This is a genomic window from Glaciibacter kafniensis, from assembly GCF_039538945.1.
In the GTDB taxonomy this organism is placed as follows: Bacteria; Actinomycetota; Actinomycetes; order Actinomycetales; family Microbacteriaceae; genus Cryobacterium; species Cryobacterium kafniensis.
The window spans coordinates 109,436-124,797 of record NZ_BAABCN010000003.1; the positions used below are offsets into that span (position 1 = coordinate 109,436).

Annotated in this window: 15 protein-coding genes; 9 read left to right on the forward strand and 6 right to left on the reverse strand. The window is 63.4% G+C overall.

Annotated elements, in window-relative coordinates; translation table 11 throughout:
• Positions 1-149 precede the first annotated feature (149 nt).
• The 3 genes from ABD791_RS08510 to ABD791_RS08520 form a co-directional block, all read right to left on the reverse strand.
• Positions 150-1,238: a BMP family lipoprotein gene (locus ABD791_RS08510; protein WP_345064839.1), complete on the reverse strand. Its 1,089-nt coding sequence runs from the start codon at positions 1,236-1,238 to the stop codon at positions 150-152.
• A 144-nt stretch (positions 1,239-1,382) separates the two neighbouring features.
• Complete coding sequence (locus tag ABD791_RS08515) at positions 1,383-2,453, reverse strand: BMP family lipoprotein (protein ID WP_425562241.1); 1,071 nt, start codon at positions 2,451-2,453, stop codon at positions 1,383-1,385.
• Positions 2,454-2,551: 98 nt separating this feature from the next.
• Positions 2,552-3,673 (reverse strand): mannose-1-phosphate guanylyltransferase, encoded by a 1,122-nt coding sequence (locus ABD791_RS08520; protein ID WP_345064845.1) that lies wholly within the window; start codon positions 3,671-3,673, stop codon positions 2,552-2,554.
• Positions 3,674-3,889: 216 nt separating this feature from the next.
• Here ABD791_RS08520 and sdhC point away from each other — a divergent pair, with 216 nt between their 5' ends.
• From sdhC to ABD791_RS08540, 4 genes are read left to right on the forward strand one after another with little or no spacing between them, the layout of a single operon-like run.
• Complete coding sequence (sdhC, locus tag ABD791_RS08525; RefSeq protein ID WP_345064848.1) at positions 3,890-4,306, forward strand: succinate dehydrogenase, cytochrome b556 subunit; 417 nt, start codon at positions 3,890-3,892, stop codon at positions 4,304-4,306.
• Between the two features lie 14 nt (positions 4,307-4,320).
• On the forward strand, positions 4,321-4,782 hold the full coding sequence (locus tag ABD791_RS08530; RefSeq protein ID WP_345064851.1) for a succinate dehydrogenase hydrophobic membrane anchor subunit: 462 nt from the start codon (positions 4,321-4,323) through the stop codon (positions 4,780-4,782).
• A gap of 18 nt (positions 4,783-4,800) precedes the next feature.
• Positions 4,801-6,618 (forward strand): succinate dehydrogenase flavoprotein subunit, encoded by a 1,818-nt coding sequence (gene sdhA / locus ABD791_RS08535; protein ID WP_345064855.1) that lies wholly within the window; start codon positions 4,801-4,803, stop codon positions 6,616-6,618.
• Between the two features lie 2 nt (positions 6,619-6,620).
• On the forward strand, positions 6,621-7,379 hold the full coding sequence (locus ABD791_RS08540; RefSeq protein ID WP_345064858.1) for a succinate dehydrogenase iron-sulfur subunit: 759 nt from the start codon (positions 6,621-6,623) through the stop codon (positions 7,377-7,379).
• 100 nt (positions 7,380-7,479) lie between these two features.
• Here ABD791_RS08540 and ABD791_RS08545 read toward each other — a convergent pair whose 3' ends face one another.
• A complete protein-coding gene (locus tag ABD791_RS08545; protein WP_345064861.1) occupies positions 7,480-7,896 on the reverse strand; it encodes a hypothetical protein in 417 nt (138 codons plus the stop codon).
• A 274-nt stretch (positions 7,897-8,170) separates the two neighbouring features.
• Here ABD791_RS08545 and ABD791_RS08550 point away from each other — a divergent pair, with 274 nt between their 5' ends.
• The 5 genes from ABD791_RS08550 (at position 8,171) to ABD791_RS08570 (ending at position 12,631) form a co-directional block, all read left to right on the forward strand.
• Positions 8,171-9,259 (forward strand): YihY/virulence factor BrkB family protein, encoded by a 1,089-nt coding sequence (locus tag ABD791_RS08550; RefSeq protein WP_345064864.1) that lies wholly within the window; start codon positions 8,171-8,173, stop codon positions 9,257-9,259.
• A gap of 9 nt (positions 9,260-9,268) precedes the next feature.
• Positions 9,269-10,102 carry an exodeoxyribonuclease III gene (locus ABD791_RS08555; protein WP_345064867.1) on the forward strand — a complete coding sequence of 278 codons (834 nt, stop codon included), beginning with the start codon at positions 9,269-9,271 and terminating at the stop codon, positions 10,100-10,102.
• A 104-nt stretch (positions 10,103-10,206) separates the two neighbouring features.
• Entirely contained in the window at positions 10,207-11,211 is a 1,005-nt protein-coding gene (gene trpS, locus ABD791_RS08560; protein ID WP_345064870.1) for a tryptophan--tRNA ligase, read from the forward strand.
• 2 nt (positions 11,212-11,213) lie between these two features.
• Complete coding sequence (locus ABD791_RS08565) at positions 11,214-11,783, forward strand: GNAT family N-acetyltransferase (RefSeq protein WP_345064873.1); 570 nt, start codon at positions 11,214-11,216, stop codon at positions 11,781-11,783.
• A complete protein-coding gene (locus ABD791_RS08570; protein ID WP_345064875.1) occupies positions 11,780-12,631 on the forward strand; it encodes an HAD family hydrolase in 852 nt (283 codons plus the stop codon). The genes ABD791_RS08565 and ABD791_RS08570 overlap by 4 nt, the downstream gene beginning before the upstream one ends.
• 217 nt (positions 12,632-12,848) lie before the next feature.
• Here ABD791_RS08570 and glpK read toward each other — a convergent pair whose 3' ends face one another.
• Positions 12,849-14,363: a glycerol kinase GlpK gene (gene glpK, locus ABD791_RS08575; RefSeq protein WP_345064878.1), complete on the reverse strand. Its 1,515-nt coding sequence runs from the start codon at positions 14,361-14,363 to the stop codon at positions 12,849-12,851.
• An 88-nt stretch (positions 14,364-14,451) separates the two neighbouring features.
• On the reverse strand, positions 14,452-15,219 hold the full coding sequence (locus ABD791_RS08580; RefSeq protein WP_345064881.1) for an MIP/aquaporin family protein: 768 nt from the start codon (positions 15,217-15,219) through the stop codon (positions 14,452-14,454).
• Positions 15,220-15,362 lie beyond the last annotated feature (143 nt).

The following is a 15,362-nucleotide window of genomic DNA, read 5'->3' on the forward strand; positions in this document are numbered from 1 at the left end:
CAATCTACCTTCCGACATTCGCCGCTTCGCGATGTCCAGGGGAACAGTTCAGCACAGATCAGAGGGAGTCGGTGCCGTTCAGGTGATCGGTTAACGGTGAGGGGGAGGCCAGCAGCTGTGCTGGCCCCCCCGACGCCTGATAGTGAGTGTTACTTCGGCGAGGACGGCGACTCGACCGGGATCGAGCCGTCGATGATGCCTGCCTTGATGGTGTCAAGCTCGCCCTGCAGAGCGGGGTCGACCTTCGACTCGAAGTCGTGGAACGGAGCCAGGGCGACACCTTCGTTCTTCAGCGTGCCAACGAACGGCGAGTTGTCGAACTTTCCCTCCGCAGCGGCGGTGGTGGTCTCCTCAACACCGGGCTGGATGCCCTTCAGAATCGAGGTCAAGAAGAGATCGGCGTTAGCCGTGTCGGTCTGGGTCAGGTCGGCGTCAACGCCGATCAGCACGATTCCCTTATTGGCGTCGCGAACTGCCTCAGCAGCGCTCTTATAGATCGGTCCGCCAACCGGAAGGATGACGTCGGCGTTCTGGTCGATTTGGCCCTGTGCAGTCTGCTTGGCGACGGTTCCGGCATCGAAACCACCGGTGAAGACGCCGTTCTGGGAGGCAACGTCCCAGCCGAGAACCTTGACGTCCTTGCTCTTCTGGTCGTTGAAGTACTTGACGCCATCGGCGAAACCATCCATGAAGATGGTGACGGGCGGGATCGGGAGGCCACCGAAGGTGCCGACGACTCCGGTTTTGCTGTAGCTCGCCGCCGCGTAGCCACCCAGGAAGGCGGCCTGCGCGGTGTCGAACACGATTGGTTTGACGTTCGGCAGGTCGATCGAGTTATCGTCGATGATCGCGAAGTTCACCTTGGGGTTCGCTGTGGCGGCTTCTTTCGTCGCTGCGGCCAGGTTGAATCCGACGGTCACGATCAGGTTGCAACCCTGGTCGAGCAGGTTGGTGATGTTCGGCGTGTAGTCGGAGTCAGAGCTCGACTCGACATGGATCTCTTTGACACCGAGTTTTTTGGCCGCATCGGTCAGTCCGGCGAGACCAATCTGGTTGAACGAATTGTCGTTGAATCCACCGGCGTCAGAAACCATACAGGGCAAGAAGTCGCTGGCAACGGGTGCTGCGGAGCCAGACGATTCGCCGGATGTCGGCGCCTGGGCGCATCCGGCGAGGAGAGCGGCGACGCCCAAAGCGGCGAGACCGCCGAAGACGGTCTTTCGGGTTGTGATTCTCAAGAGTGACCTCCAAAAAGTGCGGCCCCGCACTGGGCCGGGGGCTGTGTTGCTACAGGCTACCGAACAATTCGCTGCTCAAACGAGCAAAGTGGCTCAGCCAGATAACGGTTACATCACTGAAACACACCTGTTACATGAGCCTGTTTAGTGCGGAGTGCTTGGACTCTCGACGCTGATGATGCCGGCGATGATCGCTTCACGGATCTGATCGAGTTCTGCCGTCAGTTCCGGCGAGACGGCGGAGGCGAGATCGTGGAACGGCGCGATGTCCACTCCCCCGTTCTCCAGGGTGCCGATGAACGGGCTGTTGTCGAAGGTTCCCTTCAGATCGTCGCTGACGATGCGCACGACGGCATCCTGGGTATTTTTCAGCACGCTGGTGAGAATGATCGGTCGATACTCTGCAGGAAGCGTGTCGTAACCATCGTTGTCGACCCAGATCAGCGATACCCCCGGAGCGCCGATCGCGGCGGCTGCCGCTCCCTCGCCAACCTGGCCGGCGACGGGAAGAATCACATCTGCCCCCTGATCGATCAAGCCCTGCGCCAGAACTTTTCCTTTGTTGACGTCTTCGAAGTCCCCGGTGAACGAGCCGCTCTGCGTCTCTTTGTTCCAGCCGAGCACCGAGACGGCGGTGGAGTGCACCTCGTTGTACTTGGCGACGCCGTCGACAAAACCGTCCATGAACAGTGTCACCGGCGGCTGGTTGTCGCCGCCGAAGGTCGCGACGACTCCGGTCTTGCTCACACCGGCAGCCAGATAGCCGGCCAAGAAGGAGGCCTCCGCCGTGTCGAACACAATCGACTTGATGTTCGGTCCGTCGACCTGCTCATCGACAATGGCGAAGTGCACCTCGGGGTTCGCCGCAGCCTCAGCGAGAGTGGCCTCAGCCAGTTCCCACCCCACAGTAAGAATGAAGGAACATCCGGTGTCGACGGCCTGCGCGACGTTCGGTGCGAGGTCTGTCTCACCGGTCGAGACGATGGCCTTGGCCTCGATCCCGAGTTTCGTTCCGGCCTGCTCCAATCCTTCCCAACTGGACTGGTTGAAGGAGCGGTCTTGTAGACCGCCCGAGTTCGTCACCATGCGGGCGCAATACTCCGCCTCAGCCGAGGTGGTTTGCGGTGTCGGTTGCGGAGCCGGCGCGCAGCCTGCGAACAGAGCCGCAGTCGCCACCGCGACAGTTGCGCCAAGAATGAAACGACGTTGTGACATTGGTTGCCCCCAAGAAAGTGAGTGTGCTGAAGAGGATGCGTCGAGTACGGTGCGTGCGCTCGTGCTGTGAGCTCGGTGGATGGGTGAACGACGGGCGACTACAAAACGTCGCTCGACCCGGAAAGCTTGAGCGCGTCAACGACAGCCTTGACCTTCTGGGCATTCGCGCTTGTCGTCACCAGCAACGCATCGGGGGTGTCGACAACAACGATGTCTTCGACGCCGATCAGCGCGATCACCCGCTTGGTGTGGCTGACGACGATGCCGCTCGATGAGTCTGACAAGACGCGCGCGCCTTCGCCCAGAATCGCCAGATCGCGCTTGCGCCCGCCGGAATGGATCTTCGCGATCGAAGCGAAGTCGCCGACGTCGTCCCAATCGAACTGGCCGGGGATGACCGCGAGCCGGCCGGCCGCCGCAGCCGGCTCGGCGACTGAATAGTCAATGGCGATCTTCTTGAGCTTCGGCCAGATGCGGTCGACGACGGCGCCGCGCTCCGGGGTGTCCCACACCTCGGCGAGTTCCAGAAGCCCGGCGAGGAGTTCTGGCTCGTTCGTGCCGATTTCTTCGAGGATGCGGTCGGCGCGGGCAATGAACATCCCGGCATTCCAGAGGTAGTCGCCACTCGCGACGTACTTCTCTGCCGTCGCCAGGTCGGGCTTCTCCACGAACGACGCGACGGAACGCGCTGTCGGCGCACCCGCAATATCGAGCGGGTCGGCTGACTTGATGTAGCCGAACCCGATCGAGGGCTCAGTGGGCTGGATGCCGAGGGTGACGATGTAGCCGGCATCCGCTGCGGCGATGGCCTCGCGAACACTCTGACGGAACACGACGGCATTCTTGATCACGTGGTCGGCGGCGAACGCGCCGATGATGACGCCAGGCTCGCGCTTCTGAAGGATCGCGGCGGCCAGACCGATCGCGGCCGACGACTCGCGCGGCTCACTTTCGAGTACGACATTGTGATCGGCGAGTTCTGGCAGCTGCGCCTCGACAGCCGCGCGATGGGCACGCCCGGTCACGACCATGATGCGCTGGTCGCCGGCAAGCGGAACCAGCCGGTCCCAGGTGTCGCGCAGAAGGGTCTGCCCCGACCCGGTCAGGTCGTGAAGAAACTTGGGGGCGTCGGCCCGCGACAGGGGCCACAACCGGGATCCGATTCCGCCGGCGGGAATCACGCCATAGAACCGGTTCAGAGCGTCAGTGGAGTGAGACATTCAGCCAGCCTACCCGGCGGGAACTGGGCATCCGAGGTTTCGCGCCGCGGCGTGAGAGCCTCGTGCGACGAGAGATACCGCCCGGCCCCCTCCGCTTCTTAGGTTGCCCTAACCGGAAAATGCATTGCGGCTGGAACTAGACTGGCTCCACGCGCTCAGCGAGCCGCAGGCCCCCCAATCGTCGGGGTCTCACCATTCAGCCAGGGAGGGTTGTTCATGCCACAGATTCCGGCAGGAACCCTGACAGCTCAGCAAAAGACAACATCGCGTCGCCCCGCCGGAACCCTCTATCGGGGCCGTGAAGGAATGTGGTCGTGGGTTCTCCACCGCATCACCGGCGTCGCGATCTTCTTCTTCCTGCTGGTTCACATTCTCGACACCGCGCTCGTGCGCGTCAGTCCTGAGGCCTACAACTCGGTGATCGGCACCTACCAGACGCCGATCATGGGGCTCGGTGAAGTCGCCCTGGTTGGCGCCATCGTGTTCCACGCGTTCAACGGGCTGCGCATCATCCTCATCGACTTCTGGAATGCGAAGTACTCGAAGATCATGTTCTACGTGGTTATCGCGCTCTGGGTGATCACGATGCTTGGCTTCGCTCCCCGCCATTTGATGAACGTCTTTAGCCACTAGGAGGGGGAACAGATATGTCAACCACCATTGAAACTCCCCGCAGTCCCTATTCCCGCGAGGCCCGCACCAGCGTCAAGCGCGGCGTCAACTGGGAGAAGTGGGGCTGGATCTACATGCGCGTCTCCGGCGTGCTGCTGGTCGTGCTCATCTTCGGTCACCTCTTTGTGAACCTGATGGTCGGCGAGGGCGTCGACGCCCTCGACTTCGCCTTCGTCGGCGGCAAATGGTCGAGCCCGTTCTGGCAGGTCTGGGACGTGCTGATGCTCTGGCTCGCACTGATCCACGGTGGCAACGGCATGCGCACGATCGTGAACGACTACGCGTCGACCCGCCTCACCCGCGGCATCTTCAAGTCAGCGATTCTCGCCGCCGTCGTCGTACTGATCGTGCTGGGCACCCTCGTTGTCTTCACCTTCGACCCTTGCCCGGCCGGCGCGCCCGCCGACCTTCTCCCCTCGTTCTGCCCGGCCAGCTAGGAGCTGCAAAAACCCATCATGACTACGGATGCCACTGTGACAGCGCCCTCGGAGTCCACCGTTATCGACGGCGTGCACTACCACAAGTTCGACATTGTGATCGTTGGAGCCGGAGGGGCCGGCATGCGTGCCGCCATCGAAGCCGGCCCGAACGCATCCACCGCTGTCATCTCCAAGCTCTACCCGACCCGCTCGCACACCGGTGCGGCGCAGGGCGGCATGGCGGCGGCCCTGGCCAACGTCGAAGAGGACAACTGGGAATGGCACACCTTCGACACCGTCAAGGGTGGCGACTACCTGGTTGACCAGGATGCCGCCGAGATCCTGGCGAAGGAAGCCATCGACGCGGTCATCGACCTTGAGAACATGGGTCTGCCCTTCAACCGCACGCCGGAAGGCAAGATCGACCAGCGTCGTTTCGGCGGTCACACCCGCGACCATGGCAAGAGCCCGGTTCGCCGCGCCTGCTACGCCGCCGACCGCACCGGCCACATGATTCTGCAGACGCTGTACCAGAACTGCGTCAAGCGCGGCATCAACTTCTTCAACGAGTTCTACGTGCTCGACCTGATCATGACCAACGTCGACGGCGTCGACCAGCCGTCTGGTGTCGTCGCCTACGACCTGTCGAGCGGCGAACTGCACGTCTTCCAGGCGAAGGCGATGATCTTCGCAACCGGTGGTTTCGGCAAGATCTACAAGACCACCTCGAACGCGCACACCCTCACCGGCGACGGCGTCGGCATCATCTGGCGCAAGGGCCTGCCGCTCGAGGACATGGAGTTCTTCCAGTTTCACCCGACCGGCCTGGCCGGACTCGGCATCCTCTTGACCGAGGGCGCTCGCGGTGAGGGCGCGATTTTGCGCAACGCCTCAGGCGAGCGTTTCATGGAGCGCTACGCGCCGACCATCAAGGACCTCGCCCCGCGTGACATCGTCGCCCGCTGCATGGTCAAGGAGGTCGCAGAAGGCCGCGGCGCCGGTCCGCACAAGGACTATGTCTACCTTGACTGCACCCACTTGGGCGCCGAGGTTCTCGAAACCAAGCTGCCCGATATCACCGAGTTCGCTCGCACTTATCTGGGCGTCGACCCGGTGACCGAGATGGTTCCGGTCATGCCGACCGCTCACTACGCGATGGGTGGCATCCCCACCAATGTCAACGCCGAAGTGCTGCGCGACAACACCACCGTCGTTCCCGGCCTCTACGCTGCCGGCGAGTGCGCCTGCGTCTCGGTGCACGGCTCCAACCGCCTCGGCACCAACTCGCTGCTCGACATCAACGTGTTCGGCAAGCGTGCAGGCAACAACGCCGTCGAGTACGTCAAGACCGCCGAGTTCGTTCCGCTGCCCGAAGACCCGGCCGGCTTCGTGCGCGGCCTGCTGGAGAGCATCCGCACCTCAACGGGAACCGAGCGCATCGCAGTGATCCGCAAGGAACTGCAGGAGATGATGGACCAGAAGGCTCAGGTCTTCCGCACCGACGAGTCGCTCTCCGAAGTCACCCAGACCATTCACCTGCTGCGCGAGCGTTACAAGAACATCGGCGTGCAGGACAAGGGTCGTCGGTTCAACACCGACCTGCTCGAAGCCGTTGAACTCGGCTTCCTGCTCGACCTGGCCGAGGTTGTCGTCTTCTCCGCCCGCAACCGCAAAGAAAGCCGCGGCGGCCACATGCGCGACGACTATCCCGACCGCGACGACGCGAACTACATGAAGCACACGATGGCCTACCTGACCGGAGACCCGCACTCTGCGGATGCCGCCGATCACATTGCGCTGGACTGGAAGCCCGTGGTCATCACGCGCTACCAGCCGATGGAGAGGAAGTACTAACGGTGAGCACTGCCACCATCGACACCCCGGTCGCCCCCGAGGCGATCCAGTCATTCACCGTCACGCTGATCGTGCGTCGCTTCAACCCTGAGGTCGACGACGAGCCGCACTGGCAGGACTTCGACGTAGAGATGTACCCGACGGACCGCATCCTCGACGCGCTGCACAAGATCAAGTGGGAGCAGGACGGCTCGCTCAGCTTCCGCCGCTCCTGCGCGCACGGCGTGTGCGGCTCGGATGCAATGCGCATCAACGGGCGCAACCGCCTGGCCTGCAAGACGCTGATCAAGGACCTCGACATCACCAAGCCCGTCTACGTGGAGGCCATCAAGGGCCTGCCGCTGGAGAAGGACTTGATCGTCGACATGGATCCCTTCTTCGAGTCGTTCAAGGAGGTTCAGCCGTTCCTCGTCGCCACCACGAAGGCGAAGGATGGCAAGGAACGCATCCAGACTGTTGCCCAGCGCGAGCGCTTCGACGACACCACCAAGTGCATCCTCTGCGCCGCCTGCACCTCGAGCTGCCCGGTCTTCTGGACCGACGGCCAGTACTTCGGCCCGGCCGCCATCGTGAACGCCCACCGCTTCATCTTCGACTCGCGCGACGAGAACGCCGCCGTGCGCCTCGACATCCTGAACGACAAAGAGGGCGTGTGGCGCTGCCGCACCACCTTCAACTGTTCAGAGGCATGCCCCCGTGGCATCCAGGTGACGCAGGCGATCGCCGAGGTCAAGCAGGCAATCCTGCGCGGCAAGGCGTAACCGCTGGTCACGCTGCTCTCCATCTGACGCATCCGCTCACGTTCTCGTGGGCGGATGCGTTTTTTGTGCGCGGATGCGTGTCCTGTGGGCCTCGAGCGCGCTAGTCGATGTCGTCGTGGCGATGGAGATACATCGTCACGGCGAAGAACACGCCCAGAACGATGATTCCGAGGCCCAACGGAACCAGCCAGATGACCGACACCCCGCTTCCGGCTAGGTGAGGATCAGGTGCGTGACTTGCCGCCTGAGTCGCTGTCTGACGAGACGACAGGGCGAGAAGAGCAGTCGGCGTCATCGCCTCGGGTTGCAATGACGCCGACTGGTTGAGGGACGCACAGCCGGCGGGAACGTCCGCGGGCAGCACGAATGGTGACTTCGACGTGGCCTCGAAAACGCAGACCTGTGAGGTGGCTGCGGAGGCGCCGGGGAGGGCAGATGCCGAAGGTGCTGTGTGCTGACCCCAACCGAGCAGGGTAAGAAGTGCAATCGACGCGACAAAACCGGGGGTCGCACGCACCGGAGAAAGAACTCCTGGAACGCGGGATCGCCACAGCATCGGTGAAAACATGATCAAACCATCCACATTCGGGTTATGGATAGCCGGCTCGGTTCGGGTCAGCAAACTGAATCCTCGCAGGATCGCAAGGCACGTCGCAAGAGGTGAGCGACGCTCATTTACCTTTTGTGCCCCACATTGGGGGCGTGTCGCTCGTCGGCAACATCGACCCACTTCTAATTTTCCGCTCTCCGCATCCGCCGAGTTTCCAGCTGGCTAGGCTGGGCTTGTGAAAATGAGCGCGGTCGTTGACAGGGTGAATGGGATCGTTCGCTGGGTCAACGGACTGCGCCCGGTACGCGTCTTCATGCACTTCGGAGCCAGTAGCGGCGGCATCCTGGCCGGTGGCATGTCCTACCAGTCCCTCTTCGCCGTCTTCGCCGCAATCTGGGTCGGTTTCTCGATCGCCGGTCTGTGGATCGGCGGAAACCCCGAGTTGATGAACGCGCTCTACGCTCTGATCAACCAGTCGATCCCCAACCTGATCGGTCCGGATGGAGTCATCCATCCCTCCGACCTCGACACCGCCACCGTGCTGAGCTGGACCGGCGCCATCGCGCTGGTCGGGTTGCTCTTCACCGCTCTCGGGTGGATGTCGACGACCGCCCAGGCCGTGCGCACCATCTTCAGAATGCCGCCCTCGAAGACGTTCTTCCTCTGGGTCAAGTTGCGGGAGCTCGGCTTGGGACTGTTCTTCGGCATCATCCTGGTGATATCCGCCATCATCTCCATCGCCAGCACTGAGGCGCTCGGCTCGCTCTTCGGGCTGCTGGGCATCCCCCAGGACTCCTTCTGGTTCACCGTGACGGCCCGCGGAGTCGGACTGGCCCTCGTGCTCGTCATCGACACCCTCACACTCGCCCTGCTGTTTCGGGTGTTGTCTGAGGTGCATATTCCGTTTCGCCGACTGATCACCGGTTCGCTACTCGGTGCCGCCGCACTCGGCGTTCTCAAGGTTCTGGGCAGTGCCCTTCTCGGCGGAGCCGGCGCCAACCCACTGCTTGCCGCATTCGCTGTCATCGTCGGTCTGCTCATCTGGTTCAATCTGATGAGCACCGTCATCCTGCTCGCCGCCTCGTGGATCGCCGTCGGAATGAACGACGCCGGGCTGACCCCGCATCAGGTCAGCGCGGAAGCACTGGCCGAGGAGAATCGGCAACGCGAGGAGGAAGCTCTTCGTATCGCAGCGGTGGTCGAGCTGCGAAACGCCAGGGATGCCCGCGCACACGCCCCCTGGTATCGAGTCTGGGCGAGCAATCGCCGCCTGCGGGCGGCCAAGAAGCGCGTGGCCCGCACCAGCCCGGGTGTCGGGCCCACGCCATAGACTTGGCACATGCCGACAAACCTTCGCATTGCCTCGATCAACACGAATGGCGTGCGCGCCGCCTACCGCAAGGGAATGGGCGACTGGCTGGCCGGGCGCGACGTTGACATCCTGGCCATTCAAGAAGTACGTGCGTCGACCGAAGACCTCGAGAGTCTGCTCGGACCAGAGTGGAGCATCCTCCACGACCCGGCGACCGCGAAGGGCCGGGCCGGTGTCGCCCTGGCAAGTCGGTCGACCGCGACGATTCACCGCGTTGAACTCGGCGCCGACGACTTCGACAGCGCCGGGCGCTGGTTGGAGGCCGACTACGAGGTCGGCGGCAAAATCGTCACCGTGGTCAGCACCTACGTGCACTCCGGCGAGGTCGAGACCCCCAAGCAGGTGGAGAAGTACCACTTTCTTGACGCGATGCTCGAACGGATGCCGGCACTCGCGGCCCACAATCCCCTCGCGGTCGTCGTCGGTGACCTGAACGTCGGACACCGCAAGCTGGACATCAAGAACTGGCGCGGCAACGTCAAGCGCGCCGGGTTCCTGCCTGAAGAACGGGCCTACTTCGATCGCATCGTCGGCGCAGAAGACGACCCCGCCTACAACGCCGGAGCCGGTCTCGGTTGGGTCGACGTCGGACGCAAGTGGGCCGGCGAGGCCGACGGCCCGTACACCTGGTGGTCGTGGCGTGGGCAGGCCTTCGACAACGACACCGGCTGGCGCATCGACTACCAGCTGGCGACGCCCGAGCTGGCGGCATCCGTCACCAACTATGCAGTCGACCGGGCTGCGGCCTACGACGAGCGATGGTCGGACCATACGCCTGTCGTTGTCGACTACGCCCTCTAACTCCATACGCCTGGCCCCACACTCCTGGCCCCACACCTTTCGCCCCACACTTTCGCCGCTCGCACTCTGTGCAGTGCGAGCGGCCCAGCACGAAAGAACGACACATGACGAAAACCCGTTTGTACTCAGGCATGCAGCCGTCGGCCGAATCTCTGCAGATCGGCAACTACATCGGCGCCCTGCTCAATTGGAAGTCGCTGCAGCAGACTCACGACGCGTTCTTCTCGATCGTCGACCTGCACGCGATCACCGTCGCGCAAGATCCGGCGCTGCTGCGCGAGAATACCCGCCGCACTGCCGCGCAGTACATCGCCGCCGGCATCGACCCCTCGGAGTCGACGCTCTACGTGCAGTCTCACGTTGCAGCCCACGCGCAACTGGCGTGGGTGCTGAACACCATCACCGGTTTCGGTGAGGCGGGCCGGATGACCCAGTTCAAGGACAAGTCGGCCCGTCACGGCCACGACGGCACCACCGTCGGGCTGTTCGCCTACCCGACTCTGATGGCCGCTGACATCCTGCTCTACGACGCCGAGATCGTGCCGGTCGGCGAGGACCAGCGTCAGCACATCGAGCTGACGCGCGATCTCGCGACCCGCTTCAACACCCGTTTCGGTGAGACGTTCGTGGTGCCGGAGGCCTCCATTCAGAAGGAGACCGCAAAGATCTACGACCTGCAGAACCCGACGGCGAAAATGTCGAAGTCTGCCGAGTCGCACGCGGGAATCATCTGGATGCTCGACGAGCCCTCTGTGACGGCGAAGAAGATCATGCGCGCGGTGACCGACGCAGACGGCGGGATCGTATTCGATCGCGAGAACAAGCCGGGCGTGGCCAACCTGCTCACGATCTATTCGGTGATGGCCGAACGCAGCATCGCCTCGCTCGAAGACGAGTATGCCGGGCGTGGCTACGGCGACCTCAAGAAGGGTCTCGCCGAGGTTGTCACCGGCACGTTCGGTCCGATCCGTGAGCGGGTGCTCGAACTGCTCGATGACCCTGCCGAGCTCGACCGTTTGCTCGCGCAGAACGCGGACAGGGCGGCATCCGTTGCCGATGCGACGTTGGCCAAGGCCTACGACCGCGTCGGCCTCTTGCCGCGGGTGTAGCCATGCAGCCCATCTCGCTCAGCTCGCCCCTGCTTCTGCTCGACCAACCGGTGCTTGCCGACGCCACGTTGATGTTCGAATTCTGTCAGGACCCTGTTTTCGAACGATTCCTCACCGTTCCGTGGCCCTACAACGCCTCCGATGCCGAAACATTCATCTCGCGGTATATACCGGGGGCGTGGAAGTCTGACGAAGAGTACACCTGGGCGCTGCGCGCTCCGGGCTCCACCGACCTCATGGGAATCATCTGTCTGCGGGTGCCGAGCGGGTCGATCGGCTTCTGGCTGGGAGCTTGCCATCGCGGCAATGGATTCATTCCCGAGGCCCAGCGGCTCGTCGCCGATTGGGCGTTCGCCGAGGGCATCGTCGAGGCAATCCATTGGGAGTGCCTGGTCGGAAACATCGCCTCGTCGCGGGTGGCTCGAAAGTCGGGGTTCACCTTCACCGGGGTGGGTCCGTCGCTGGCCGCCTATCGCGACGGCTCGCATCCGCCATCGTGGCAAGGCTGGCTGTATGCCGACGACGATCGTTTGCCGAAGGACGGCTGGCCCCAGGAGGTTCTGGCTCCATGACCGACATTTCGCCTCGTGTCGTGTTGTTCGACCTCGATGACACACTGTTCGCTCACCGCAACGCGGTGGCCGAGGGAATTCTGCGGCATATGCAGATGGCCGGCGGCGTCTTCGGCACCGCGGAACCGGCCGCAGCGATCACGCTCTGGAATTCGCTCGAAGAAGAGCACTATCACTCGTATCTGGCGGGACGGCTCGACTTTCAGGGTCAGCGCCGGGCCCGGGCTCGAGACTTTGCTGCGGCGCACGGCGTGGAGTTGGACGAGGCGGATGCCGGCGCGTGGTTCGACGCCTACTTCGTTCACTACCAGGAGAGCTGGAACCTGCACGAAGATGCCCTCCCCTGCCTCGACGCGCTCGAGCAGGCGGGTGTGCGGCTCGGTTTGATCACCAACGGCGATCTCGCCTTTCAGCGGCGCAAGCTGCAGGCGACCGGGCTGGAGTCGCGCTTCGAACAGGTGGTCGCCTCTGGATCAGTGGGCGTCGCAAAGCCCGACCCTGCCATCTTCATTCTCGCCTGCGAACTCTTCGGGGTGGCGCCGGCATCCGCCGTGTATGTCGGCGATCGCTTGCGCACGGATGCGATCGGTGCGGCATCGGCGGGTCTCACCGGGGTGTGGCTTGACCGCCACGGGGCGTCAGAGGCCACTCTCGCGTCGGCGGAGGCCTCGAAGGCCTCACCGGCCGCCTCCACTCCCCCTGTGGCAGGAGTCGGCACTCTCGAGGCGCCTGGGGCTGCCGGGGCTGCTGAGGCTGCTGAGACGGCTGAGGCGGCTCGTCTCGGCGTCATCCGCATCACGGGGCTGGCGGAGTTGCCCGCTGTGTTGAATCTGCCTCGCTCCCACTGACCCGTCGAGCGGTCGATCGGCTCGACCACCGCCATCCGTCGCGCGGGTTGGGTGCCGCTGCGCGCATTGGGGCCAACGCGCGCAGCGGCACCGGACCCGCGCAGCAGCTTTCGGCGGGAAGTGCCCCGCCTCCAGCGCAGTTGCACGGCTGCGAACGACAGAAGCCCGGGGCCACCTGAGTGGCTCCGAGCTTCCAGAGTGATCGAACTCGTGCCGGTTAGCGCACGTCGTCGTCGACCCAGTCGAGCGTCTTCGTGACCGCCTTCTTCCAATTGCGCAGCAAGCGGTCGCGCTCAGCGGAATCCATGTTCGGCTCCCAGCGTGCGTCTTCCTGCCAGTTCGCGCGCAGGTCGTCGAGGCCGTTCCAGAAACCGACGGCCAGGCCGGCCGCATAGGCCGCACCCAGTGCCGTCGTCTCGGCCACAACCGGACGCACCACCGGCACGTTCAGGATGTCCGCCTGGAACTGCAGCAAAAGGTTGTTGGCCGTTGCGCCGCCGTCAACCTTGAGCTCCGTCAGTGGCACACCGGAGTCGGCGTTCACCGCATCCAGAACCTCACGGGTCTGGAATGCGATCGCTTCGAGCGCAGCACGGGCGATGTGCCCCTTGTTCACGAACCGGGTCAGACCGACCAGCGCGCCACGGGCATCCGCTCGCCAGTACGGCGCAAACAGGCCGGAGAACGCCGGCACGAAGTAGGCGCCACCATTGTCGTCAACCGAAGCGGCGAGCGTCTCGATCTCCTCTGCGGAACCGATCATGCCGAGGTTGTCACGCAACCACTGCACGAGCGAGCCGGTCACCGCGATCGAGCCTTCGAGCGCGTAGTGCACCGGAGCATTGCCGAGCTTGTAGCCGACGGTGGTGAGCAACCCGTTCTTTGAGTGGATGATCTCGGTGCCGGTGTTGAAGATCAGGAAGTTGCCGGTGCCGTAGGTGTTCTTCGCCTCACCCTGGTCGAACGCCGCCTGACCGAATGTCGCGGCCTGCTGGTCGCCCAGGATGCCGGCCACCGGCACCTCGCGCAGCAACGAGTTCTGCCCGACGGTGCCGTAGACCTCTGACGAGCTCTTGATGGTCGGGAGCATCGACTTCGGCACGTTGAATGCAGCCAGGATCTCGTCGTCCCAGTCGAGGGTCTCCAAGTCCATGAACATCGTGCGCGAAGCGTTGGTCACGTCGGTCACGTGCACACCGCCGTCGATGCCGCCGGTGAGGTTCCAGAGAACCCACGAGTCGGTGGTGCCGAAGAGCAGGTCGCCGGCTTCCGCCTTTTCGCGAGCACCCTCGACGTTCTCGAGGATCCAGACGATCTTGGTGCCGGAGAAGTAGGTCGCCAAGGGCAGGCCGACCTTTTGCTTGAAGCGTTCGACACCACCATCGGCGGCGAGTCGGTCGACGATCGGCTGAGTACGGGTGTCCTGCCAGACGATGGCGTTGTAGACCGCCTCGCCAGTGTTCTTGTCCCAGACCACCGCGGTCTCACGCTGGTTGGTGATACCGACGGTGGCAATGTCATGGCGCGTCAGATTGGCCTTCGATAGTGCCTGACCGATGACCTCGCGAACGTTGTCCCAGATCTGCTTCGGATCGTGTTCGACCCAGCCGGCCTGCGGAAAGATCTGCTCATGTTCGAGCTGGCCGGTCGAGATGATCGACCCGGCCTTGTCGAAAATGATCGCGCGACTGCTCGTCGTGCCCTGATCGATCGCGATGACGTAATCGCCCATAGGTAACTCCTTCGTTATGCGTTATGAATGCGGTTCGTAATAAGAAAATTGAGTCGGCGACCGGGTGGTTGCCGGCGGATGCCGTCGGTTACGTCAGGAGCGGCAGCAGCACGATCGACAACCAGCCGGCGAGCAAACCGCCGATGATCGGGCCGACCACTGGAACCCACGAGTAGGACCAGTCAGAGCCGCCCTTGCCCTTGATCGGCAGGATGAAGTGCGCGATACGGGGGCCGAGGTCACGGGCTGGGTTGATGGCGTATCCGGTCGGGCCACCGATTGAGGTACCGATGACGAGCACGAGTAGAGCGACAGGCAATGCACCGAGAGCGGCAAGTCCGCCCTCACCCTGTCGTCCGCCACCGAAGGCGATCACCACGAACACCAGCACGAACGTGCCGATGATCTCGGTGATGAGGTTCCATCCGTAGGAACGGATGGCCGGACCGGTCGAGAAGACCCCGAGCTTGTTTGCCGCTACCGGCTCCTCGTCGAAGTGCTGCTTGTAGGCCAACCAGACAACGATGGCACCGATGATGGCCCCGATCAGTTCCGCTGCAATGTACGCCAGCGTTGAGCCGACGTTCACCGGGACCTGCGCACCACCTCCGAAGTTGTCGGCACCTGAGGCGATAACGCCGAGAACGACAGCCGGGTTCAGGTAGGCACCTGAGTTGTAGGCCACGATCACACCGGAAAAGACTGCGAAGCCCCATCCGATTGTGACCATCAGAAACCCGCCGCCGAGTCCCTTGGTCTTGGCCAGAGCGACGTTGGCGACGACGCCACAGCCGAGCAGCACGAGGAGGGCGGTTCCCACGACCTCCGACAGAAATGCAACACCGAGATTGTCCACTTTGACCCTTTTCCTAGAGGCGCGAGTAAGAAGTCACACTCTCGTGATTCTTGTGAAACCGTATCGGCTCCGCCTCACCCCTTTGGGGGGATTTCGATGCACATTTGTGCAACGTTCCGCGACCTGAAGGGCACCGGAGGACG

Coding starts and splice junctions, on each gene's coding strand:
- ABD791_RS08515 (WP_425562241.1), bottom strand. CDS start 2,453: ATGTCACAACGTCGTTTCATTCTTGGCGCAACTGTCGCGGTGGCGACT.
- ABD791_RS08520 (WP_345064845.1), bottom strand. CDS start 3,673: ATGTCTCACTCCACTGACGCTCTGAACCGGTTCTATGGCGTGATTCCC.
- sdhC (WP_345064848.1), top strand. CDS start 3,890: ATGCCACAGATTCCGGCAGGAACCCTGACAGCTCAGCAAAAGACAACA.
- ABD791_RS08530 (WP_345064851.1), top strand. CDS start 4,321: ATGTCAACCACCATTGAAACTCCCCGCAGTCCCTATTCCCGCGAGGCC.
- sdhA (WP_345064855.1), top strand. CDS start 4,801: ATGACTACGGATGCCACTGTGACAGCGCCCTCGGAGTCCACCGTTATC.
- ABD791_RS08550 (WP_345064864.1), top strand. CDS start 8,171: ATGAGCGCGGTCGTTGACAGGGTGAATGGGATCGTTCGCTGGGTCAAC.
- ABD791_RS08555 (WP_345064867.1), top strand. CDS start 9,269: ATGCCGACAAACCTTCGCATTGCCTCGATCAACACGAATGGCGTGCGC.
- trpS (WP_345064870.1), top strand. CDS start 10,207: ATGACGAAAACCCGTTTGTACTCAGGCATGCAGCCGTCGGCCGAATCT.
- ABD791_RS08565 (WP_345064873.1), top strand. CDS start 11,214: ATGCAGCCCATCTCGCTCAGCTCGCCCCTGCTTCTGCTCGACCAACCG.
- ABD791_RS08570 (WP_345064875.1), top strand. CDS start 11,780: ATGACCGACATTTCGCCTCGTGTCGTGTTGTTCGACCTCGATGACACA.
- glpK (WP_345064878.1), bottom strand. CDS start 14,363: ATGGGCGATTACGTCATCGCGATCGATCAGGGCACGACGAGCAGTCGC.